This is a genomic window from Pontibacter pudoricolor (assembly GCF_010092985.1).
Classification (GTDB): Bacteria; Bacteroidota; Bacteroidia; order Cytophagales; family Hymenobacteraceae; genus Pontibacter; species Pontibacter pudoricolor.
In genome coordinates this window covers 2,975,597-2,997,174 of the sequence record NZ_CP048106.1, presented here as the reverse complement: position 1 = coordinate 2,997,174, position 21,578 = coordinate 2,975,597, and the positions used below count along the sequence as shown (strand labels likewise).

Here is a 21,578-nt window from a genome sequence, read left to right as displayed (position 1 = left end):
GTACCCATGATTACAACAGATAAAGCTATTGAGCAGGAGGTTATCCGCATCATTAGCAGAACAAAAAAAGTAAAGCCATCCCGTTTGAAAAGCGATGTGAGCCTGGAGCAAAAGCTCGGTTTTGATACGCTGGATGTAGTTGATATTATTCTTGCCCTTGAAAAGAAGTACCACATTGTTATTCCGGATGAAGTTCCGATTAACACGGTTGGAGACTTTGTAACCTATGTGGCTGATCATTCGGACCTGGTAGCGGCATAACAGTTTTACATTTTAAACTATAAAAGGCGGGTAATTCCCGCCTTTTATAGTTTAAAGCCATTTTAGTTGATCATTATTTTTATTAGTTGTCATTTCGAGCATTCTTGAGACGTGAGTCAAAAAGAGCCAGCGTAGCTGTGAGGGGTTATAATTGTTCTATAGTTTCTCTTTTGTCATTTCGATGTCAAGAGAAATCTGAGTGCTATAGTTGACTGCTTTACTATCTGAACCAAGCCTTTTCTTCCATAGCCTTCTTTAATCCTGGGAGCTTTACTAGCCTACTGTTTTATAGTTGGCTTTGGTGCCCTCACGGCCGGGAGGCCCCGTCTTGGGGGTAGGGGCCCTCGATAAGGGCATCGCGCTGCTGCTTTCTTGCTACACTCGTACCTCGTGTTGCCTTGCGGCACCGCAACAAAGCAAAGGCGCTCAACCCAAAGACTGCGATCAGCTCGATAGTAACTCTATAGTTTAAAGGAAAAGCTATAGTTACATCGCTTTATCGTGGTGGTAGTTTCGTAGGGACAGGTAAACCTGTCCTGCTCATGATAAGTAAAAATAGCTCATTCAGATTTCTCCCGCTGGTCGGAATGACAGTTAGGGAAGCTGCAGCAGAAAAGTCCCCCTTCGAAGGGGGTAGGGGGATGACAAACGGTAACTATAGAACTATAGCATATATAGCGTAAACTATAGCTTAGCAGAATTGTCCGCTTGGGGCAGGGTCGTTTCATTCTATTAAATTCAACCTCTTTAATGCCCTCGCTTGCGTCCCGCGAGAACGTAAAGTAGGTTGTTGAAACCCAAGCTATAGAACCATAGCTAAACTATAACAATAGCCGAAATTCCCCTCCCAGGAGGGGTAGGGGTGGGTTACAGCAGCAACTATAAAACGATAAAGCAAACTATAGCGACAACTCGAAAACTCCTTCCCCTGTTCTGGGGGTAGGGCCCTCGATAAAAGGGGAAGGCTGGGAAGGGGTAAAATGCCAACTATAGAACTATAACCTAAACTATAGTAATTCCCTTTATCCCAGAAATCCTTTAAATCTTCCTTAATCCCGGTTTAGACAATGCCTGTCCCTGCTAGGCCAGTTGAGTCAGGAGACTTAATCCCATCCTAAGTCACGAGTCAGGGGACTTGCGCCAGCGTTATGAGCTATAAAACTATACCTCAACCCTAAATAAAAACGCCCTTGCTTACCCATATACAATACAAGGCAGGCAAGGGAGTTTTATGAATAATAGCTTACTATAGTAACAGTATAATCAATAACAGTGCTTTAAAAAATGGAGATACGGTAATCTTTCAGCTTTTTATCGAGGGCTTTGGAGTTGCCGCAAACTTTATCCAGCAGTTTCCAGAAGCGGGGGCCGTGGTTCTTTTCTACCGTGTGTGCCAGTTCATGCAGAATCACGTAGTCGCACAGGGCGTCGGGGAGGCGCATCAGGTGCAGGTTCAGGTTAATGTTGTTGGTGTGTGAGCAGCTTCCCCAGCGGCTTTTCGCATTTTTGATAAACACCGTCTGGTATTCAAATCCAAAACGTTCGGCAAAGAAAGCAACCCGTTGCGGCAGATACTCTTTCGCTTCTTTGCGATACGTTTCCTCTATCGATTTGCGGATAAACTTCTGTACCTCAGGCTCGCTGGCATTTTTAAAGGCAGGGTAAAATACATTAACGTAGCCACCTTCTATCACGCAGCGCATATTATACTGGGCGTGGGTAAGTAACCGGAGCGTATGGAACCTGGTTTTAAACTCTGTATCAGGATCGTAAGTGGTGACCTTTGTTTCCTGCTCCTGCATGCGGGTCTGGTGCTCCTTTATCCAATCGGCTTTGGTATAGATAAGCTGTTCGGCTTTATCGAAGCTGATATGGGGAGGCACGGCCACTCTGATACCTTTCAGAGGCCTTACGCTAATACTAATGCGCTTGGCTTTATCGCTGCGCTCTATCAAGACTTTCCCGATGCCGTCGATGTGAACATTGACAGACGAGAGTTTTAAAAAAGTTGTAGGCACCTTGGCTAAAAGTTAAAATACAAAATCTTTCGATCAAATATAGATAATTATTGCCTTAGCAATCCAATATATAGCGGTCTTTTTTCTCTTTTTATTTAAATCTGTGTATTTGAATTGTACTATATTATAAGGGTTTTGAGCGCTCAAATCTATAGTTATTACAAGTGTAAAAGCCACTGCGTTGGCTTGTAAAAGCACAAAAAAGCCTGCCGGTTTTAAGTGGCAGGCTTTTTATAGTTTACTTATAGTTAGCGGATGTTACCGCCTGTTGCCATATCGTCGTGACGGCTTTTGTGCGAACGGCTGCTATCGGTTGTATAAGACCGTAGTGTCGGTTCTTTGTTAGCTTTGCCTGTTCCGGCAACCTCAGGGTCTTGTGACTGCTTTTTGGTTGCCTTGTTTTCCGGGTTCTGGTTTTTGTTTTCTGGTTTCATAGGTATAGTAGTTTAAGAATTACAATTCAGTATGTCTGTCTACTTCTACGTTATCGCCGGAGCGGTCGCTGTATTTTGGGGTGCCAAAAGAGCTGTCGGCGTTATGGGGTGCGCTGTTATGAGCCGCCTGGCGCTGCTGTTCCTGGTGCATTATGTCCCAGTCCTTAAAGCGGTCGAGCTCTGTTTTTATAGTTGTCATAAACCAGGCAAGTAGGCTGGCATCATCCAGCAAACCAATTACCGGTATAAAGTCCGGGATAATATCAATAGGCATAATAAAGTAAAGGATTACCGCCACGCCACCTACCAGTGTTGTAGTGGGTATGCCTTTGTAGTCGCCGGCCACTGCGGCTTTTATCATGCGCGATAGTAGTTGCAGGTTTTCCCAGGCTTCGGCGGCCAGGGTGCCTACACTTTTTTAGCCGTAGCTTTCTTAAAAGCCTCGTTCAGGAGCTTGGTCACTTCTGCAGGGTGCTTCAGATATCTTTCAGCTTTTGCCAGCAGGGTCTTAAATATCGAGCTTTGGGATATGTTTTTGCCGTCGGGTGCCTGGTTATCCATAGGTTATAGTTGTAATGCCTGTTTGTGTTACTGATTTACGGGGTTCTGGTTGCTGTTTTGCGGGTACAAAGTTGGTTAAAGTAATGCTAACCTTCCTATACTTACCGGATATAAAATTGTTGTAACTATAGTAAATAAAAAAGCCCCGCAGGTAGCTGCAAGGCTTATAAACTATAGTTTAGGCTGCTTAATTTACACGGCCGGCGGCGTAGTAGTTCTTCCGGTAGAAAGGTTCCTGAAGCGAGCTTACCATTACACCGCCACTGGTAGCAGAATGTATGAACTTGCCGTTTTTAAGGTAGATGCCCACATGGAAGATCGGCTGCTTTGGTCCGCGCTTAAAGAAAACCAGGTCTCCTGTGCGCAGGTTGTCTTTCTTTACACGCCTCACATCCTGGTACATAGACTGCGAACTGCGGCTTAACTTAATGCCATATACGTCCCGGTAAATGCTGGTTACGAAACCGGAACAGTCGGTGCCATTTTTAGAGCCACGTCCATAACTATAAGGAGTGCCTAGCCAACTGGCCACTGTCTGAATCAGGTCTTTGTTTTTGCTGGTGTCAAACTGCATGCGCAGCTTTTTAGAGTAAAATGCCTCCGATTCAGGTTCCGGCTTTGGTTCAGGCTCCGGCAGGGTTACCAAAGGAGCTTTCAGGAGCAGGGCATTGGTCAGGTCTTCGCCTGAATTAATGGCGTAAGGTGTTATAGTTGCAACCGGTGCAGGCAGGTCCGCCGACTCAGCAGGCGTAACTTCGTAGAAGTATGACAGAACAAGCGACAAAGTCGCCAGTATACTTAGTATGATGGTTTTTTTCATAGGGTTTGGCTAGTTAGCTCCCGCACCGCGCGGGTAAACAGTTTCACCTTATTTAAGCAGCTTTTCTACTCCAAAATTGGCTTTAAACAGTATAATGGTATTTTGTTTAATGCTGCTTTGGGCAAAGATAAGTGCAAAATTTTTAACAGGCAAATGAGGGGTTTTGCATATTCGCCTGTAAATAAGGTGTATTCACCCATGGTTAGACACCGTTAGTCCTCTAGGATGTTGTTATAGTTTAAAACCGAAGTATAAAAGTTATAAAATTGATTGCCTGAAAAATGAACTATAAAATTGTAGAACGATCGCCTTTTGCCCGTATTGCCTGCATGGTTTTAAAGAGCCGGAACGTAGCCATGGTACTGGGCAAAAGTATACACCTGAGCGGCGTAGACAGGCAGACTTTTTTAGAAGACAAAGGCTGGTTTGAGCATGAGCTGTGCCACATCAGACAATTTCAGGAGCATGGCTTTTTCCGGTTTTTGTGGCTTTACCTGAAAGAATCGTGGCGGGTAGGATACTATAACAACAAGTTTGAAGTAGAGGCCCGCGAAGCCGGCATGAAGCATAAGCGCTTTTTTAGTGAACAGCAAAATAAGGAAATCGGCATAATACAACCATCCGGCCTGCCATTGCCAGCTGATGTTAAAAAGAAACTATAGCTTTGTATGCGTAGTGTTATAGTTAGATGGGAGAAGGGATAAGTAAGGCTGCCATTTTACATTTTAGCTGCTATACGATCTATCGTGTTCCAGTTCCTGGTGGTCATGCTTTTGCCGAAAAGTGCCTCCAGTTCACCCATCCCTTTTGTGGTTTGGGTAATTGCAAGGTCCAGTACACTGCATATTGTTCTATCCCGCACTTCCAGTACCTGGAAAGCTCCGTCTGCTGTGGCCCACGGGTTAGTTAAGTCATTTGCAGGCTTCTCTTTCAGAAAGGAAATGTAAAGGCGGGTGTCTTTGGTAACTTCTACTTCCTGAAAAGGATTATTTTGACGTAAATCTGCTATCACTTCAGCATCCCGAACCAAAACAGGTATCGGGAAGCCGAAAGCTTTTTCAAGACTATTGCCAATTATAGTTTCTAATTCTTTTTCCGGAGCAGGCGTAGCATCAAAAATAACATTCCCGGAGTTTAGCAGTGTTTCTACATGCCCGAATCCCAGTTTTTCCATCTCCGTTTTAAGCTCCGCCATCGGTACTTTATGCTTGCCACCTACATTTATGCCACGTAGGAAGGCAACATACCTGTTCTTGTTCAGTTTCTGGCTCATTTGTTTTTGATGTTTGTTTCCAGCTGCTGTAACGGCTGGCCATGCGTAGGTTAGTTATGCTAAGTTTGCCTGGCGTGCAGATCTGCTTTTTCTGGTTACCAGTTTGCCTGCCAGCCAGGCCATCGGGAGGTAGGCTGCAGTTAGATCAACTATAGTATACCAGGTTGGCGAAGGAAGCATAAATACGCTGGCAATGCCTCCGGCCAGGAAAAATACACCTACCGCCAATGCCAATCTGAGTTTATGGGTTGCGGCAACTATAGCTGCTACAAAAGCCCCTGCAAAAGTGCCCAGCGCGTGTGCCAGAAATGGAAAAATAAAATGCTTCGGCTCGAATAAATGCATGGCTGCTTTTAAGCCTTCGGTGGTGGTAACATCTGCACCGTCTGGTGGCGGAATAATGGAACCGCTTACCTGGATAAGGCCCATGTTTACGATGCTGCCGGTAACAATGCCGGCAATAACTGCTAAAATGTTTCTGAGGATGGGATGCATGGTTTGGTTTGCTGGTTCCGGGGTCTGTTATAGTTTCGGGCTGTTAGTTTGTTTCAACGTACTTTTTAAAGTTATCCAGTATTGCCTGCCAGCCGGCGCGCTGCATTTCCACATCGTTTTCGTTTTCCGCATCAAAGGTGGTGGTTACTTTTGTGGTGCCGTCCAGGTCTTTAAACTCAGTGGTCACCTGTCTTCCGTCGGCTAAAGTATAGGTTAGTTTTTTCTGATCTACTACTTCCTCATAAACCGCTTCAAAATCAAAACCGAAACTTCCGTCTTTGGCCTCCATTCTTGCATTATATTTTCCGCCAACGCGCAGGTCGTTTTCAGCTCTCGGGCATTGCCAGTCTTCCGTGGCAAAATTCCAGTGGGTTATGTGCACGGGGTTGGTATAATACTCCCAAACTTTGCTGATGCCTGCTGCGATTGTAGCCGTGATGGTAATCACTGTTTTTTCCATTGTTTTAGGTTGTTATAATTATTTTGATTTGGTTATACTATAGCACTGCTTGGGACTTTAAATCTAGCCTAACGGACTTGTATATAAGGTGAACGAGGCGTAGCCCGTACCGTGTTAGTAGCTTTTGGTAATTAAGTGCTCCACTTCTTCCTTTAGCCGGATATAGTTGAGCTCATCGGCTCTTTCCTTTGTGATCGTAATCGTTTCTCCTTTCCCATTATCATAGGTCCTGGCAACTGCGGCTCCTTGCGAGTAGGCAATGATTCTTCTTTCTCTGTCAATGGAGTAATTCGTTGGATACCCTGTGATGTGCCTAAAGCCAGCAATATCGAGTGTATGCGGATCTTCTTCTTTCTTTTCTGAAGCTACAACCGAAACTGCGTTTCCATACTGCTTCACAACTTTTTCTAACTTCTCATTTTTTGCATCGTGGAACAATACCAAGAAGTCTACTCTATCCGAGTACTCCTCAGCTACTTTATTCAGGGCAAGGATCTCCCCGATACAGGGAGCGCACCACGTGGCAGAGGTAATCAATAGCACAGGTTTCTTAAGGCTCTCTAGGCTTACTTTCTTATCGCCCATTGTCTTAAACGTGTGACTGTCTACATAGGAGCCAACAATGCTGATTTTTACAGAATCCATGTAGCTAAGAGCTAGCTTTTCATTATTTGCCTCCCATGCTTGCTGAGTGAGAGTTCTGTACCGGATGATTGCCTTTTCTGTATCTGAAAATTTCCTAACTCCACTATTGTCCTGGCCAAACCCAGAAAACGAGCACAAGACACAAATAACCAAGACAGCTAATTCTTTCATCGCTATTATTTTTTATTGCTATTTCTGATAAAACCAAAAGGAGGAAGATATTTGTTTCTGATAAAATAACGTCCATTCCTTTTCTCTGCCTTTATAATATTAGAGATAGCTCCATCGAATATAGGATGGTCTTCTGCCATCTGCAGAGCTTTCTCAAAAGTCCCTATACTTGCCAATACAACTAGTGAATCTCTGTCTGGGCTAATAGAGATTCCATGCTCATTTTTGTCAAGGAAAGGCGCATACACAGTAATCTTCTTCTCCTTTCCGGTTACTTCCACTTTTACATCTTCTCTGTAGGAAATTGTGTCCTTGAAGTTCCAGATTATGACGCTGCTATAGTTACTCTCAATGCTTGTTTGAATGATGATGTTAATTGTATCAGCGTTGTTAAAGTCATAACCTGTTTTGATTTTGTGGTTTCTGAAAACTGAATCAAGTTGGGCTATTCTTTCTGAAAGCACTCTTTTAAAAAGCTTTCTACTTTTAGCTGACCTTACAGCATTTATTTTTTAGTTTGGTAAGCTTCATACACTTCTAAAAATGATTGAGCAGAAGCACTTCCACCTAGGACTAGAAGTAAGGGTAAGAGTATAAGCTTTCGTCTCATTGTTGTTTTTATTACCATCAACTCCCGGATAACCTAAAGCATATATATCTGCACTATAGGCGAAGTAATTTTAAGTATTACCAAAAGGTAACAGCTTGCAGTATACAATATATCAATTATTTACTATAATTCTATAAAAATAGAGTACTTGGCCGCAGGGAATATTATAATCGAACAACTGTCTGAACTATAGATTAGATCCTATAATATAAGCTCCGATATAGCTACGTTTTTACACGAGTACACCCGCTTACACCGGTATAACTGGTAACAAAAAAGCACCTGCCAACCAGATGACAGGTGCTTTAAGGTTATTAACTATAGCTTGCTATAAAGCGAAGAAGATTAACCGGCAACTATAGTTTATGCTGTTGCTATAGTTCTTGCCTTCAGCTTTTTCTTTCCTTTTTTGTTTAGCTTGTTTATCCAGATAATAGTGCCGGTTACCGGTAAACTGGTGGCGATAAGGCAGGCCAGGAAGTAGAGTATCTTAGAGAACGTACCATATACATCGCCCAGGTGCAGCGGCTTAATCAGCGATATGATCTGCTCGTTCAAAGGCTTGTCGGCAAAAATATCAACTTTAAGCGGCTGGCCATTGTGCTGGTCCAGCTGTACTTTATCAGATGCATTCAGGGCTAAAAACCCGGCCTGGCTCTTTGTAATAACTACAGCGGTGGTGTCATTATCTGGTAGCGAAATACGCAGGTTACCTTGGTAGGGCAGCAGGGCGTTGGCTTTAACTATAAAATCTTCGGCAGATAAGGTGGTCGCATCAGCGGCGGCAAAACTGGACAGTGGTTTTTCTTTGCGGCCCTTAAATACCTCGGCGCCCATTACTTTGCCCAGTGCTTCGCGGTACCACTCAAACGACCAGCAAAGGCCCGTTAGCGACATGATCAGCAGTAATATAAAAGCATAAAAGCCGAAGGTGTTGTGCAGGTCGTGGTTAATGCGTTTCCAGTTGGCACCGGTCTTCACTTTAAAGCCTTGCTTCCAGTTCTTTATTTTTTGGGGCCACCACAGCACAAGCCCGGTCAGGCACAGGAACGTGAAAATAATGGTAGCGATACCAACTATAATACGGCCCACGCTATCACCCAGCAGCAACCAGCGGTGCATTTTCATGACGGTGCCAAAAAACTCCGAAGCAGGGCCTTCGGTAGTGCCAGCTATAGTTCCGGTATATGGGTTTACAAAGTAAGTTGTCGGTCTTGGGCCCTCGCCGCCACGGCCTTCACCTTTTGACTCTTCCGTAACAGGCGGGGCAATACTTACTCGGTAACTGCTTTCCTTTTCAGCCGGAATCTCCAGCGATATAACTGTTCCTTTCTGTTCCTGCTCCAGTTTAGCGATCAGCATATCCGGGGATAGGGCCTGGGCATTAGCGGGCACCGCAACCGTGTATTTTTCCGGCTCCAGCATTTCCTCAATATCCGACCTGAACGTGTAGATCGTGCCTGTAAGGCAAACTATAAATAGTACAAGGCCACTGCCAATGCCCAGCCACAGGTGCACATCGTTAAACAGTTTTCGCCAGCTAAAGCTCTTTTTCATATCTTTATTTAGATCAATTCTAAACAATGCAAACTTAAGAACTATCTCTCTATAAATCCAAACGGTATATTCAGATTTTTTAAATTATATAAAGGGCTCACGAGACAGGGGTAAGTGGCTTATTTATAGTTGAATCTTTTAACCTAAGAAACTATAGTTCGTTTAGAAAGGGGTACAAACCAATTTTAAAACCACAGCACTATGGCAGATAAACTTAAAGGAAAAAAGATAGCAGTTTTAGTAGAAGAAGGATTTGAACAGGAAGAGCTAACCAAACCGATGCAGGCCCTGAAAGACGAAGGAGCCGAAGCACACATTATATCCCCGAACAAGAACAGCGAAATAAAAGCCTGGAACCACACTGACTGGGGCGAGAAATTTAAAGTAGATAAAAAGCTGAGCGAAGTGAATGCCGATACCTATGACGGGCTGCTGCTACCCGGCGGCGTTATGAACCCGGATAAGCTACGCGTGAATAAAGATGCCGTAAATTTTGTAGGTAAGTTCCTGGATTCAGGCAAGCCTGTAGCAGCCATTTGCCACGCCCCCTGGACCCTGATTGAAACCGGAAAAGTAAATGGTAAAAAAATGACCAGCTACCACACCCTGCAAACCGACCTTAAAAATGCCGGCGCCAACTGGGTAGACGAGGAAGTAGTAGTAGACCAGGGTTTGGTTACCAGCCGTAAGCCAGACGATATTCCGGCTTTCAATAAAAAGATGATAGAGGAGTTTGCTACGGGCAAGAACAATAAGTAAACCTATAAACTATAGGTAAAGCCGCGACAGAGCACCTGTCGCGGCTTTTTGTTTTTTAAGGGATGAGACTATAGAGTATTGCTGCCCTGTTTTCGAGCATAGTTGCCAGCACAATATCCAGCACCAGCAGAAAGAGGCCCTGCAAAACGATGGACTGCCCCCAGCCAAGCAACTGTTCTGTTTTAGGAGATGTTTTGGAACGCACCTTTAGCCACTGGCCCAGAAAAAGGTAAGCTACATCCAGGCCAATGTTCAGGTATAGTATCTTTTTATACCAGTCATGTAGTTTAATGCTTTCGGCCAGGCTTTGCGTGGCGGGCACTTGCGTTAATAAGGAATACAATGCCACCGATGCAATGATCATATTCACGATGTTCCAGTAAATATTCATCTGGAAGAAAAAACGCTTGTTGCGCGTCGCCTTCATCAGCCTGAAACTCCCGATAAGAATGTTTAGCAGCGCCCAGCCTCCCAGCACGATCATCCCGATCTTCAGTATTTCGTTTTGGCGCAGGTTAAACGTTGCCAGCGTATTGGTTTGCGCATTTGCCACCACCGACAAAAGCATAAACAACAGCAGGCAAAGGTACTTTCTCATAATAAAAAGGTTGGTTACTGTAGCTACAAACGCAAAGGGTGACCTTTTAGCATATCAAAGGCAGTTGGGTGGCTGCTGTTTCAGGGGTAGGGGTGGCGCGGTTGGCAACAAGGTTTATGTCAATGTTTACTTCCGGGCGGATGGTCTGGTTGCCCATGGATTTATCGGCACGGTATACAAGGCCCCATTTGGTACGGTCTATATTAAAGTTTGCGCGGGCTTTCAGTACATTATCCTGCAGGGCAATTTTTGCAGGAAAACGTACACTTCTGGTTTTGTCTTTTATAGTTAAGTTGCCGGTAAGCAAATGGGTGGCGTCTTTAATACGCAACTGGCTGTCGAGGGTGGGTGGTTTGCTAATGGGTTTACGGTTTGTGCTATCGTAAGGGCTGACGTCCGTAATTATAAATGTGGCAGTTGGGTAACGCTCCACATCAAAAAAGTTAGCAGATCGAAGGTTGGTGGTTAGCTTTTTATTAGAATCATCGTTCAGAGCTCTGTCATCAGACCGGGTGCCGCGCATGTTCAGGTCTATTTTTCCGCCGGTTAGCTCTTTGTTGATTATGTGCATTTCTCCGGAGGTTATCTCGAAAACGCCGTTGTGTCTGCCGGTAATTTTGGCCCCGATCCAGGTGAGCTTGCTTTTGGCAGTATCCACGTGGTAAACTTCTGAAACAGGAGCGGACTGTCTGGCTATTTCCGGGGCGCCTACTTCGGCTTCATCAGTTTTGATGCTGGTATCGCAGGCAGCAAACAACAGCATCAGAACTATAGCTGGTGTAAGTATTAGTAACAAATGCTGTTGTTTGCTGCTCACTATTCATATTGTTTAAAATCCGATACCAACATAAAGTTGTGCTACTTGATGCATCAGCTCTTTACCCACAGGCAAACCGGTGTCGCCATCATCTAAAAGTCCGGCAAAACCAAGGTTATAACGCGCCCCTACCCTGAACATTCTGAAACGGGCTTCAGCGCCGCCTGCCAGGGCATAGTCAAAGGTGTTCAGGTTCTCCATGTTAATCTCATTGCCGTCCTGCTTGGCTGAAATCATTACACTTATCTGCGGTCCAAGGTGCAGGCTAAAGTTATCGGTAATGTTGTATACAGCCAGCAAAGGCAACTCCAGGTAGTCAAAACGATTGTCGATTTCTGCCTCATACCCTTTGCGGGAATACAGGCCCTCTACTTGTAACGAAAATGATTCGGTAAGGGCAAACTGTGCGTAGATTCCTGCATGGAAGCTTGTAAGAGAGCTTGGGTTAAGTGCATCGGCTTCGTCGCCGTATACATTAGCCAGGTTAAGGCCGCCTTTTATACCAAAGCCGGAGTTTGGCGCATCCAGGCCGCTTAGTTCGTTATGGTTTTTCTGAAGGGTGGTCGGGCCTGTGAGGTCTTCGGTTTCGGGCTCTTGTACCTGGGCAAAACAACCAAGGCTTACCAGCAGCATTACAGCCGGGAGTATATATTTTTTCATAATGGTGATTTTTGTCAGAAGGGTGATCATGGGTAAAAAGAAGTTCTCTGTTAGTAGTATACTATAATTGCTATGTACAAAGTTGCAGCAGTTTAAAAGTCTTGCCAGGCAAGCCTGTTTTTGCACAGTAGTTACCGGTAAGTGTAAGCATAATAGCCGTTTATAGTTTGCTAACCATCTTGACAAAAATATTAGCAGAATTTATACTTTGCAGCTTTATAATTGGATTATATAACACTTTCCGAAGGTTGGTAACAATAAATACACATCGGATGGTGGATAACTTTGTTGATTCAACACACTTATCCACATTTGTCCACATCTCAGAATGTGCTGTTTCAGAAGAAAACAAGGGCTTATCAAAACTTATGCACCATCGTAATTTCAGCTGCTAACTGCATTAGTTTTTGTACGGATTCCGGAAGTGTACCTATAGTTTAGTGCAGGTGCTATAAACCTGTGGTGCCCGATTGTTGTTACCTTTGTGCTATGCTAAAAATTGCCTGGTCCCGGATGTTTGCGCACGCCCTGCCCGAGGGCCATCGTTTCCCGATGGCCAAATATGACCTGCTGCCCGAGCAGTTGCTGTATGAAGGAACTATAACCAATGCCAACTTATTTGCCCCGGCACCTTTACCGGAGAAATTTATAGTTGATACCCACGACAGCGATTACTGGCATCGCCTGCGCCAGCTGCAACTCACTCCTTCCGAGATCCGCAAAACAGGTTTTCCACTGTCTGATGACCTGGTAGACCGTGAAGTAGTGATCATGAACGGAACCGTGCGGGCAGCTTTGTTTGCCCTGGAATATGGTATCGGGATGAACATTGCCGGCGGCACGCACCACGCCTTTACTGACAGGGGAGAGGGTTTCTGTTTATTGAACGACATTGCCATTGCTGCCAGGTACCTGCTCAACTATAAAAATATCAACAAAGTGCTGGTAGTAGACCTGGATGTGCACCAGGGAAACGGAACTGCACAGATCTTTGCCAGTGAGCCACGGGTTTTTACTTTCAGCATGCATTGCGGGCACAATTATCCTTTCCATAAAGAGCAGTCAGACCTGGATATACCACTCGCCGAAGGCACCGATGACAAAACCTACCTGCACCAATTGCAAACTGTACTTCCGCGGTTACTGGACAAAGTGCAGCCTGAATTTGTGTTTTTCCAGTCAGGGGTTGATGTGCTGGCAACGGATAAACTAGGTAAACTGGGCATGACCATAGCCGGCTGTAAAGAACGCGACCGTACAGTGCTGGAACTATGCCGTCGCAACAAGCTACCTGTTGCAGTAAGTATGGGTGGTGGGTACTCCAAACAAATAGCTCATATCGTAGAAGCGCATGCTAATACTTTCCGGCTGGCGCAGCAACTATGGTTTTAAAGGTTTAATGCCATTTTGTAGAAAAGAGCTGCTTTCCCTCCTTTTGTCTGAACCGGGATTTTCTGGATTAAAGGATTTAAAAGATTACTGAAAACCAGCAGCGTGCGCAGCTCCTGCTAGTCGCAGTTCCCGAACTTGTTTCGAGGCATCTGGGCTATAGTTTTATAGTTTCATTTTATTGTCATCCCGGGCATTCTTGAGACGAGAGTCGAAGAGAGGCTGCGTAGCTGTAATGGAAACTTATACGTCTTATAGTTCTTCTTTTGTCATTTCGAGCGCAGTCGAGAAATCTTATGCGTCCTTTACTATTTGTCATTTCGAACGAAGTGAGAAATCTATCTCAACCTATAGTGAGAAATCTGAATGCTATAGTCTGATTCCCTACAACCTTAACCAAGCCTTTTCTTCTATAGTTACTTCTAATCCTGGGAGCTCTACATGCCTATTGTTCTATAGTTAGCTTTGGTGCCCTCACGGCCGGGAGGCCCCGTCTTCGGGCATCGCGCTGCTGCTTTCTTGCTACCCTCGTGCCTCGGGTTGCCTGACGGCACCGCAACAAAGCAAAGGCGCTCAACCCAAAGACTGCGATCTTTCGATAGCTAGCTTTATAGTTATGAGAAGTTATAGTTGCATCGCTTTACCGTGGTTGTATTTCCGTAGGGACAGGTCGCGACCTGTCCGACCTTGGTCTGTAACTATAGAACTATAACACCAACTATAGCAAACTCAGATTTCTCCTTATAGTCGAAATGACAGTTGGGAAAGCAGTAGCAGAAAGTCCCCCTTTGAAGGGGGTAGGGGGTTGACAAACGGAAACTATAGAATTATAGCTAGACTATAGCAACAACAGAAAATTCCCGTCTCGGGAGGGGCAGGGGTGGGTTAAAACAGTAACAATAAAACGATAGCCTCAACCATAGCAACAGCTGGAAAGCTCCTTCCCCTGTTTTTAGGGGAAGGTTGGGAAGGGGTAAAACTGAAACTATAGAACTATATCTCCAACTAATAGCAATTCCCTTTATCCCAGAAATCCTTTAAATCTCCCTTAATCCCGGTTCAGACAATGCCTGTCCATGCCGGGCTAGTTGCGTCTGGAGCCGCAACCCTATCATAAGAGTCACGAGCGAGGACGCTCGCGCCAGCAGTGGGGTTAAAGATGGTTGGACAACAGCAACCACATAACTATAACTCACCTTGCAAAAACCTTCTTTAAAAATCACCCTCATCATCTCCGCCATTTTGCTCATCCTGCTGGCGGCGGTTGCGCTGACTGTCTTCGCTGTTCAGGCGGTAGGTAAAGCCAAGGTAAATAATGCGGCTCTGGCGTCGGTTTTCGCTTTCGGTTCTGAACTCCGGGCCGAAGCTCAGGAAGTTGAACTGGCGGGTGTTAAAAAGATCAGATACACGCAGCGAAATGGTGCCGTTTTTCTTCAATACATCCTTTTTTACACCCAAATCAGCACTGAACATTTGCTCCATACGGCCCTGAATGTCAGCAGTTGGAGCACGATAAAAGCCGGAAAGCTGGATGTCCATGTTTTTCCAGACAGTCATGGTGGAGTTGAGTTTGGTATTCCAGCTGACCTGGGAACTGCTTAGTTCGGTATCGTTTTGGGTGGTATTAAGTTCCGTCATGAAACCGGAGATACTGGCATTCAGTTTCCACCAGTTTGTTACCGGGTAATTTGCGCCCAGTTCTACACCATAAGAGGCATTGCTAGCCAAATTCAGGAACGTTACTTCTGTGCCCGGTATAGTGTCTTTGTTTACAATTACTTTAGTAGGCGTTCTGAAGCGCTCGATCTCGTCGGTGGTATGGCGGTAAAAGAAAGTACCGTTAAAAGAAGCATCGCCCATATAACGCAGGTAGCCCAGTTCCAGCGAGTTTACAAATTCAGGCTTCAGTTCAGGGTTACCGAAACGCACGTTATAGATATCGGATTGATCTTCGAAAGGGTTCAGGAAACGGCTGCGCGGACGATTTATGCGGCGGCTGTAGCTAAACTGTACTTTGTTGTTATCATCAAAATCATTGGTAATGAAAAGCGTCGGGAACAGGCTGAAATAGTTGTTGTCTGATACTTTTCCATTAGGGTTCAGCTCTGTTGGTGTACGAAGGTCTGTGGTAGTATAGGTTTGCTCGGCACGCAGCCCCAACTGGTAGCTTATCGTTTTAAACTTGTTGTTATAGTTGGCATACACGGCATGCACCATTTCATCATATACAAAATGGTTGCTTATTTTGCTGTTATAAACCATCTGGTTGGTAGCATTGTCCAAATCAAAAGAGCGGGCATCTTCATCCAGTCGTTCAAATGTGCTCCTGAAACCGGTTTCGAAGTTGCTGTTTTCTGATATCGGATGCACGTAATCTGCTTTGGCCTCAAACTCTTTGTTCTTGTCATCTACCAGTGTTTTCTGTACCTGTGGCATATCGCTTGTCAGCAGGTCGGTTTCGGTAAAGCGGCTTACTTCATCGTCTGCGTTGGTATTATAAATTATATCGGCAGTCAGTTCCTGGCCTTTCCGTTCGAAGACCTGGCGGTAACCCAGCGTCAGGTCGACAGCTTTTTCGTCCTCCAGTTCGGTAGCGTTGCGCAGGCTGCCCCTACGCTGCAACCGGTTCTCGTCCAGGAAAGCGTAGCGGTTGCTGTTGCGGCCTTCGTCGTTGCCAAAGCGGTAAATAGCCGACGTGGATAACGTGATCTTCGGAGTCAGGTAATAATCAGTGCCGAAACGGAAATTATGCGAAATGTCGGTGCTGTTGCGGGTGCCATTCTGCAATCGGTAACTGATACTGTCACGCCGGCCGTTATCATCAAAATAGTAGTCTTCGGTTGTGCTTGTGCTCTCGCCCGGTCGCGTACGCTGCCTGAAATCGTAGCCGCCATTCAACGACCATTTAAAGTATCTATAGTTCAGGTTCAGCGACGTGTTATAGTTGTCGTAAGTGCCGGCCGTAACCGATGCCGAACCATGAAAGCCGGGTTTCTTTTCCTTTTTCATGACCAGGTTTATAATGCCCGATGTGCCCTCCGGGTTATACTTGGATGATGGATTGGTAATGAGCTCTATACTTTCGATCAGGTTAGCCGGAATCTGATCGAGGGTAAGGTTAGATAGAGCAGAGCGTTTTCCGTCGATCAGTATCGTTACATTTTCGCTGCCGCGCATGCTTACATTGCCGTCGATATCCACATTCACAGATGGCAAATTCTGCATCACTTCGGCTACCGAGCCACTTTGCGCTGCGATATCCTGGCTCACATTTACTACTTTTTTATCAAGGTCGTACTGCACCAGCTCGCGTTCCGTAATAACTTCAATTTCGCCCAGCTGTGTAGATGTAGGTTTGAGAGAGATAATGCCCAGGGATACTGTTGCAGAAGCAGGCGTAACGTTAATGTTTGAGACAAACTTAGTCGGATAGCCCACCATGGAAACGCGAAGCACGAACCTGCCCATCGGCACACGATCAAGTATGAATTTACCTTCTATATCGGAGGTAGCACCTGTAACGAGGCTCGAATCTGAAGCGGTAAGCAATACGACGTTGGCAAAACCTACCGGGGATTTAGAAGCGCCGTCCTGCAGGGTTCCGGATATTTTGCCCAGGGTTGTAGTTGAGGTCTGTGCCGCCAGGGCTGCCGGAAGAAGCAGGAAAGTGAAGAAAAATAGTAGTCTGTAAAAATGTGATATCATAGGTCAGTTAATCTATTCGCTACAAATTTTAACGCGCTACAGGGTGAGGTAGTGTTTAGAACAGCGCAGGATGGTTTCTGAACTATAGCTGGCCTGGTACATCAGTTTGTGCAGCAGCAGGAACCTGTAAGTAGGACAAACAAACAGCGTATAGGTTTAACGGAAATAAGAAAAAGGGAGGTTATAAACTATAAAAGCAGCATACCCGGCAAAATAAACCGGATCTGCTGCTTTCCTAAAATAACTATAGTTTAAGCTTTACTGCGCTATAGTTTTACTCAGGAAATCCCAGACAACTACACCGGTAGCCACCGAAATATTAAGCGAGTGTTTGGTACCAAACTGCGGTATCTCCAGCACAAAATCTGAATGGTTAATAACGTCCTGCTCCACGCCAAAGACCTCGTTGCCCATTACAAGTGCGTAATGCTGTCCGGGCTCCGGTATAAATTCATTTAGCTTTAAACTGTTTTCTGCCTGCTCTACCGAGCCGATTTTATAGTGCTGCTCTTTCAGTCTCAAAACCAATTCCAGTGTATCCGGCACATGTTCCCATTCTACTGACTCGGTAGCGCCTAAAGCCGTTTTCTCGATATCGCGGTGCGGTGGAGTACCGGTAATGCCGCAGAGGTATATTTTCCCCACCATAAAAGCATCGGCGGTACGGAACACAGAACCCACATTATTCAGGCTTCTAACATTGTCAAGTACCAAGACTAACGGTATTTTTTTCTTATTTTTGAATTCTTCAACCGACTCGCGGTTAAGTTCATCCATCGACAGTTTACGCATTATTTGTTGACAAAGGACTGGTTGACAAAAGACAAAGAACTATAGTTGCCTTGCGCTGCAAAGGTCAGGCTGTTTGTTCAGAAATCAAACTTATAGTTTATAGTTGGATGTTAAATGGTTGGATGGCTGGGTGGTTGATGGAGAAAATTTGCTGTTCCGGATTTCTTAACCCGGAACTATAGCTGAAACAGGCTTCCCAGTCCGGAATAGCTGAGATTAGGAAATCCCCGACAGATGGCTTTTGGAGAAGGAAGTCAAAAAGAGCAGTAGAAAATTTAAATCCCCTCTTGGGAGGGGTAGGGGTGGGTTAAATCCATTCCTGATTTATAATTCAGAATTCATAATTACCAATATAGTATGAAAGCAGAGAGCACCGTAACCCCACTGATGAAACAGTACAACGCTATAAAAGCGAAACATCCGGGGGCATTGTTGCTGTTCAGGGTAGGGGATTTTTATGAAACTTTCGGCGAAGATGCTGTAAAGGCAAGTAAGATATTGGACATTGTGCTGACGAAACGCGGAGCTGGTTCGCCGTCTGAGATTGCACTGGCCGGTTTCCCGCATCACTCTTTAGATACTTACCTGCCGAAACTGGTACGTGCCGGCGAGCGTGTGGCTATCTGCGACCAGTTAGAAGACCCGAAATCAGTAAAAGGCATTGTAAAACGGGGCGTAACCGAACTGGTAACGCCGGGCGTGTCGTTTAACGACCAGGTGCTGGAGCGACGAAGCAATAACTACCTGGCAGCCGTGCATTTTGGCAAAACCGAGACTGGCGTTTCTTTCCTGGATGTATCTACCGGCGAATTTATAACTGCGCAGGGCGACCGTAACTATATTGGTAAACTGCTGCAAAGCCTAGCACCATCCGAAGTACTGTTCTGCAAACGTGAAAAAGAAACCTTTACGGAGCGTTACGGTCCTGACTTCCGCTATTTTGCTTTGGAGGAATGGGTGTTCAACTATGATTTTGCTTATGAGTCGCTGACCCGGCAGTTTGGCACTGCTTCGCTGAAAGGGTTCGGTATTGAAGGCATGGTGGAAGGCATTATTTCGGCCGGAGCTATACTTCATTATTTATCCGAGACGCAGCACAAAGAGATCAGCCATATTGCTACCATCTCGCGCCTGGAAGAAGATAAGTATGTTTGGCTCGATAGGTTCACAATCCGTAACCTGGAGCTTGTTTTTCCACAGCACCAGGAAGGTGTGCCGCTGATTCAGGTGCTGGACCATACCGTAACGCCAATGGGTGCGCGCCTGCTAAAAAAGTGGGTGGTATTGCCGCTAAAAGATGTGGCCCAGATTAAACGCCGCCTGGATACTGTTGAAGCGTTAACGCAGCACCGCGAACTGCTGAACGAACTTACCACGCACCTGAAGCAGATAAACGACCTGGAACGCCTGATCTCGAAAGTGGCCGTGCGACGCGTAAATCCACGGGAATTGGTACAGTTATCAAAAGCGCTGGATGCTATAGTTCCGATACAGGCTGCCCTGGCATTGAGCAATATTACCGCGTTGCAGAAACTGGCTGCCCAGCTTACGCCTTGCGATGGCCTGCGCGAAGAGATAAAAAACATCCTGAAGCCAGAACCGCCAATGCTCACCAACCAGGGCAACATGATCAACGACGGCATTCATGCGGAACTGGACGAGCTCAGAAGTATCGCTTTTTCGGGCAAAGATTACCTGGCACAGCTGCAGCAGCGCGAAGTGAAGAATACCGGTATCAGCTCCCTTAAAATTGCTTACAATAAAGTTTTCGGCTATTACCTGGAGGTAAGCAACGCGCACAAAGATAAAGTACCAACAACCTGGATCCGTAAACAGACACTGGTAAACGCCGAACGCTACATTACTGAAGAGCTAAAAACGTACGAAGAGAAAATTCTTAATGCTGAAGACCGCATCTATAGTATAGAATTTGGCTTGTATAACGAACTGGTGCTACACGCTTTGGATTACGTAGCCCAGGTGCAGCAGAATGCTAAAGTGATTGGGGTGATAGATTGTTTGAGCTCTTTTGCAACTATAGCTTTGGCCAACAACTATACCAAGCCCGAAGTTAGCGACAGCCACATATTGGATATCAAAAAAGGCCGCCACCCGGTTATCGAAAAGCAGTTGCCGCTGGGTGAAACCTACGTGCCCAACGATATTTTCCTGGATAACGAACAGCAGCAGGTGATCATCATTACTGGTCCGAACATGGCTGGTAAAAGTGCTTTGCTCCGCCAAACGGCGCTTATAGTTCTGATGGCTCAGATCGGGTGTTTTGTGCCTGCCGAAGCCGCAAGTATAGGCATTATCGACAAGATTTTTACCCGTGTAGGCGCTTCTGATAATTTATCGAAAGGGGAGTCTACGTTTATGGTGGAGATGACTGAAACGGCAAGTATCCTGAATAACCTGTCGGACAGAAGTCTGGTGCTGATGGACGAGATAGGGCGTGGTACCAGTACCTACGACGGTATTTCCATTGCCTGGGCTATAGTGGAGCACTTGCACAATCATCCGAAGCATAAAGGCAAGACCCTTTTTGCCACACACTACCACGAACTTAACCAACTGGCCGAAGAGCTGCCGCGTGTGAAGAACTATAACGTGTCGGTGCGCGAGGCAGGTGGTAAAATATTATTTATGCGCAAGCTGGTAGAAGGCGGGAGCGAGCACAGTTTCGGTATACATGTGGCGCAAATGGCCGGTATGCCGAATAGCGTAGTGCTGCGTGCCGACGAGATCATGCATCACCTGGAAAAAGAAAAAGTATCGGAGCATGCGCCGCAACAAAGAATGAAGTCTGCCCCGAAAAGTAATTTCCAACTAAGTATGTTTGAACTGAACGACCCGCAACTGGTTCGCGCTAAAGAACTGCTGGAGCAACTCGATATCAATACCATTACTCCGGTAGAAGCCCTGTTGAAGTTAAATGAGCTGAAAAGCCTGTTAAAAGAAAAGGGAGAAACCGTACGATAAAGCAGGAATTACAATCCCGGAAACGATAGATATGATGCAGGAGCCCGAAATAGTGGTGTGCAGTGAAAAGAAGCTTGTTGGAATGCGGATTTCCACTTCGCTGTCAGAGGATGATACGGTAGCTATGTGGCAGCGGTTTATGCCCAGACGCAAAGAGGTCAGTAAACGGGTAGATGAACTGTTGTATTCGGTGCAGGTATTTAAGGGTGGTTTAGATGTAGAAGAATTTACGCCCAAAACAGTTTTTGAGAAATGGGCAACTATGGAAGTTTCGGCATTTGAGACGATACCTGAAGGTATGCACAGCTTTACCTTGCCTGCAGGACTTTATGCTGTTTTTGTGTATAAAGGCCCGAGCAGCGCTTTTTTTGAAGCTGCCCAGTATATCTATGGCTCCTGGCTGCCAAATTCTGTATATGAGTTGGATAAAAGACCACATTTTGATGTAATGGGTAATAAATACCTGGGCCCAAACAATCCGGAATCAGAAGAAGAGATCTGGGTTCCCGTACAACTGAAGTGATAAGAGACGCAAATCAGCCCTTCGTAACTATAGAAGCAGCGTGCCGAG

22 protein-coding genes are annotated in these 21,578 nt (G+C 45.5%); 6 read left to right on the top strand and 16 right to left on the bottom strand.

The genetic code is table 11. The features are described from left to right. Positions 1-6 precede the first annotated feature (6 nt). Complete coding sequence (locus GSQ66_RS12990) at positions 7-261, top strand: acyl carrier protein (RefSeq protein ID WP_162427862.1); 255 nt, start codon at positions 7-9, stop codon at positions 259-261. A gap of 1,277 nt (positions 262-1,538) precedes the next feature. Here the strand turns inward: GSQ66_RS12990 and GSQ66_RS12985 are convergent. The 5 genes from GSQ66_RS12985 to GSQ66_RS12970 all read right to left on the bottom strand — a co-directional run bounded on the left by GSQ66_RS12985 (position 1,539) and on the right by GSQ66_RS12970 (position 4,094). Then, positions 1,539-2,279: a M48 family metallopeptidase gene (locus tag GSQ66_RS12985; RefSeq protein WP_162427861.1), complete on the bottom strand. Its 741-nt coding sequence runs from the start codon at positions 2,277-2,279 to the stop codon at positions 1,539-1,541. A 248-nt stretch (positions 2,280-2,527) separates the two neighbouring features. Then, on the bottom strand, positions 2,528-2,713 hold the full coding sequence (locus GSQ66_RS12980) for a hypothetical protein (protein WP_162427860.1): 186 nt from the start codon (positions 2,711-2,713) through the stop codon (positions 2,528-2,530). A 19-nt stretch (positions 2,714-2,732) separates the two neighbouring features. Next, positions 2,733-3,074 carry a YkvA family protein gene (locus GSQ66_RS18990; RefSeq protein ID WP_238395679.1) on the bottom strand — a complete coding sequence of 114 codons (342 nt, stop codon included), beginning with the start codon at positions 3,072-3,074 and terminating at the stop codon, positions 2,733-2,735. Between the two features lie 47 nt (positions 3,075-3,121). Further along, a complete protein-coding gene (locus GSQ66_RS18985; RefSeq protein ID WP_238395678.1) occupies positions 3,122-3,274 on the bottom strand; it encodes a hypothetical protein in 153 nt (50 codons plus the stop codon). 187 nt (positions 3,275-3,461) lie between these two features. Then, on the bottom strand, positions 3,462-4,094 hold the full coding sequence (locus GSQ66_RS12970) for a C40 family peptidase (RefSeq protein WP_162427859.1): 633 nt from the start codon (positions 4,092-4,094) through the stop codon (positions 3,462-3,464). 281 nt (positions 4,095-4,375) lie between these two features. Here GSQ66_RS12970 and GSQ66_RS12965 point away from each other — a divergent pair, with 281 nt between their 5' ends. Next, complete coding sequence (locus tag GSQ66_RS12965; protein WP_162427858.1) at positions 4,376-4,756, top strand: hypothetical protein; 381 nt, start codon at positions 4,376-4,378, stop codon at positions 4,754-4,756. Between the two features lie 56 nt (positions 4,757-4,812). On the opposite strand, the gene GSQ66_RS12960 is transcribed toward GSQ66_RS12965, so the two are convergent. The 6 genes from GSQ66_RS12960 to GSQ66_RS12935 all read right to left on the bottom strand — a co-directional run bounded on the left by GSQ66_RS12960 (position 4,813) and on the right by GSQ66_RS12935 (position 9,305). Beyond that, complete coding sequence (locus tag GSQ66_RS12960) at positions 4,813-5,367, bottom strand: DUF1697 domain-containing protein (RefSeq protein WP_162427857.1); 555 nt, start codon at positions 5,365-5,367, stop codon at positions 4,813-4,815. A 54-nt stretch (positions 5,368-5,421) separates the two neighbouring features. Continuing rightward, positions 5,422-5,862 carry a hypothetical protein gene (locus GSQ66_RS12955; protein WP_162427856.1) on the bottom strand — a complete coding sequence of 147 codons (441 nt, stop codon included), beginning with the start codon at positions 5,860-5,862 and terminating at the stop codon, positions 5,422-5,424. A 43-nt stretch (positions 5,863-5,905) separates the two neighbouring features. Continuing rightward, positions 5,906-6,322 (bottom strand): SRPBCC family protein, encoded by a 417-nt coding sequence (locus GSQ66_RS12950; protein WP_162427855.1) that lies wholly within the window; start codon positions 6,320-6,322, stop codon positions 5,906-5,908. 114 nt (positions 6,323-6,436) lie between these two features. Next, entirely contained in the window at positions 6,437-7,138 is a 702-nt protein-coding gene (locus GSQ66_RS12945) for a TlpA family protein disulfide reductase (RefSeq protein ID WP_162427854.1), read from the bottom strand. Between the two features lie 5 nt (positions 7,139-7,143). Then, positions 7,144-7,602, bottom strand: coding sequence for a hypothetical protein (locus tag GSQ66_RS12940; protein WP_162427853.1), 459 nt, complete (start codon positions 7,600-7,602; stop codon positions 7,144-7,146). A 509-nt stretch (positions 7,603-8,111) separates the two neighbouring features. Beyond that, positions 8,112-9,305 (bottom strand): PepSY-associated TM helix domain-containing protein, encoded by a 1,194-nt coding sequence (locus GSQ66_RS12935; RefSeq protein WP_162427852.1) that lies wholly within the window; start codon positions 9,303-9,305, stop codon positions 8,112-8,114. Between the two features lie 201 nt (positions 9,306-9,506). Between GSQ66_RS12935 and GSQ66_RS12930 the strand changes: the two genes are divergently transcribed. Then, positions 9,507-10,064: a type 1 glutamine amidotransferase domain-containing protein gene (locus GSQ66_RS12930; protein ID WP_162427851.1), complete on the top strand. Its 558-nt coding sequence runs from the start codon at positions 9,507-9,509 to the stop codon at positions 10,062-10,064. A 55-nt stretch (positions 10,065-10,119) separates the two neighbouring features. Here the strand turns inward: GSQ66_RS12930 and GSQ66_RS12925 are convergent, their stop codons facing one another. The 3 genes from GSQ66_RS12925 to GSQ66_RS12915 are packed head-to-tail and all read right to left on the bottom strand — an operon-like array spanning position 10,120 to position 12,169. Beyond that, positions 10,120-10,662 carry a DUF6992 family protein gene (locus GSQ66_RS12925; RefSeq protein WP_238395677.1) on the bottom strand — a complete coding sequence of 181 codons (543 nt, stop codon included), beginning with the start codon at positions 10,660-10,662 and terminating at the stop codon, positions 10,120-10,122. Positions 10,663-10,708: 46 nt separating this feature from the next. Then, the gene (locus tag GSQ66_RS12920) at positions 10,709-11,479 is read right to left on the bottom strand and encodes a YceI family protein (protein ID WP_162427850.1); all 771 of its coding nucleotides are present in this window, start codon (positions 11,477-11,479) and stop codon (positions 10,709-10,711) included. 12 nt (positions 11,480-11,491) lie between these two features. Continuing rightward, a complete protein-coding gene (locus GSQ66_RS12915; RefSeq protein WP_238395676.1) occupies positions 11,492-12,169 on the bottom strand; it encodes a porin family protein in 678 nt (225 codons plus the stop codon). Positions 12,170-12,628: 459 nt separating this feature from the next. Between GSQ66_RS12915 and GSQ66_RS12910 the strand changes: the two genes are divergently transcribed. Continuing rightward, positions 12,629-13,531, top strand: coding sequence for a histone deacetylase family protein (locus GSQ66_RS12910; RefSeq protein WP_162427849.1), 903 nt, complete (start codon positions 12,629-12,631; stop codon positions 13,529-13,531). A 1,209-nt stretch (positions 13,532-14,740) separates the two neighbouring features. On the opposite strand, the gene GSQ66_RS12905 is transcribed toward GSQ66_RS12910, so the two are convergent. Both GSQ66_RS12905 and GSQ66_RS12900 read right to left on the bottom strand, forming a co-directional pair. Continuing rightward, the gene (locus tag GSQ66_RS12905) at positions 14,741-17,233 is read right to left on the bottom strand and encodes a TonB-dependent receptor domain-containing protein (protein WP_162427848.1); all 2,493 of its coding nucleotides are present in this window, start codon (positions 17,231-17,233) and stop codon (positions 14,741-14,743) included. 258 nt (positions 17,234-17,491) lie between these two features. Beyond that, positions 17,492-18,025: an RNA methyltransferase gene (locus GSQ66_RS12900; protein WP_162427847.1), complete on the bottom strand. Its 534-nt coding sequence runs from the start codon at positions 18,023-18,025 to the stop codon at positions 17,492-17,494. Between the two features lie 357 nt (positions 18,026-18,382). On the opposite strand from GSQ66_RS12900, the gene mutS reads away from it, so the two are divergent. Then, positions 18,383-21,007 carry a DNA mismatch repair protein MutS gene (mutS, locus tag GSQ66_RS12895; protein WP_238395675.1) on the top strand — a complete coding sequence of 875 codons (2,625 nt, stop codon included), beginning with the start codon at positions 18,383-18,385 and terminating at the stop codon, positions 21,005-21,007. Between the two features lie 82 nt (positions 21,008-21,089). Continuing rightward, complete coding sequence (locus GSQ66_RS12890) at positions 21,090-21,530, top strand: GyrI-like domain-containing protein (RefSeq protein ID WP_238395674.1); 441 nt, start codon at positions 21,090-21,092, stop codon at positions 21,528-21,530. The last annotated feature ends 48 nt before the right edge of the window (positions 21,531-21,578 follow it).

What these genes read in the sequence shown, in the direction of transcription:
- GSQ66_RS12935 (WP_162427852.1), bottom strand. Translation starts at nt 9,305, where the DNA reads ATGAAAAAGAGCTTTAGCTGGCGAAAACTGTTTAACGATGTGCACCTG.
- GSQ66_RS12945 (WP_162427854.1), bottom strand. Translation starts at nt 7,138, where the DNA reads ATGAAAGAATTAGCTGTCTTGGTTATTTGTGTCTTGTGCTCGTTTTCT.
- GSQ66_RS12925 (WP_238395677.1), bottom strand. Translation starts at nt 10,662, where the DNA reads ATGAGAAAGTACCTTTGCCTGCTGTTGTTTATGCTTTTGTCGGTGGTG.
- GSQ66_RS18985 (WP_238395678.1), bottom strand. Translation starts at nt 3,274, where the DNA reads ATGGATAACCAGGCACCCGACGGCAAAAACATATCCCAAAGCTCGATA.
- GSQ66_RS12930 (WP_162427851.1), top strand. Translation starts at nt 9,507, where the DNA reads ATGGCAGATAAACTTAAAGGAAAAAAGATAGCAGTTTTAGTAGAAGAA.
- GSQ66_RS12980 (WP_162427860.1), bottom strand. Translation starts at nt 2,713, where the DNA reads ATGAAACCAGAAAACAAAAACCAGAACCCGGAAAACAAGGCAACCAAA.
- GSQ66_RS12965 (WP_162427858.1), top strand. Translation starts at nt 4,376, where the DNA reads ATGAACTATAAAATTGTAGAACGATCGCCTTTTGCCCGTATTGCCTGC.
- GSQ66_RS12950 (WP_162427855.1), bottom strand. Translation starts at nt 6,322, where the DNA reads ATGGAAAAAACAGTGATTACCATCACGGCTACAATCGCAGCAGGCATC.
- GSQ66_RS12910 (WP_162427849.1), top strand. Translation starts at nt 12,629, where the DNA reads ATGCTAAAAATTGCCTGGTCCCGGATGTTTGCGCACGCCCTGCCCGAG.
- GSQ66_RS12960 (WP_162427857.1), bottom strand. Translation starts at nt 5,367, where the DNA reads ATGAGCCAGAAACTGAACAAGAACAGGTATGTTGCCTTCCTACGTGGC.
- GSQ66_RS12955 (WP_162427856.1), bottom strand. Translation starts at nt 5,862, where the DNA reads ATGCATCCCATCCTCAGAAACATTTTAGCAGTTATTGCCGGCATTGTT.
- GSQ66_RS12970 (WP_162427859.1), bottom strand. Translation starts at nt 4,094, where the DNA reads ATGAAAAAAACCATCATACTAAGTATACTGGCGACTTTGTCGCTTGTT.
- mutS (WP_238395675.1), top strand. Translation starts at nt 18,383, where the DNA reads ATGAAAGCAGAGAGCACCGTAACCCCACTGATGAAACAGTACAACGCT.
- GSQ66_RS12890 (WP_238395674.1), top strand. Translation starts at nt 21,090, where the DNA reads ATGCGGATTTCCACTTCGCTGTCAGAGGATGATACGGTAGCTATGTGG.
- GSQ66_RS12900 (WP_162427847.1), bottom strand. Translation starts at nt 18,025, where the DNA reads ATGCGTAAACTGTCGATGGATGAACTTAACCGCGAGTCGGTTGAAGAA.
- GSQ66_RS12915 (WP_238395676.1), bottom strand. Translation starts at nt 12,169, where the DNA reads ATGATCACCCTTCTGACAAAAATCACCATTATGAAAAAATATATACTC.
- GSQ66_RS12990 (WP_162427862.1), top strand. Translation starts at nt 7, where the DNA reads ATGATTACAACAGATAAAGCTATTGAGCAGGAGGTTATCCGCATCATT.
- GSQ66_RS12905 (WP_162427848.1), bottom strand. Translation starts at nt 17,233, where the DNA reads ATGATATCACATTTTTACAGACTACTATTTTTCTTCACTTTCCTGCTT.
- GSQ66_RS18990 (WP_238395679.1), bottom strand. Translation starts at nt 3,074, where the DNA reads ATGATAAAAGCCGCAGTGGCCGGCGACTACAAAGGCATACCCACTACA.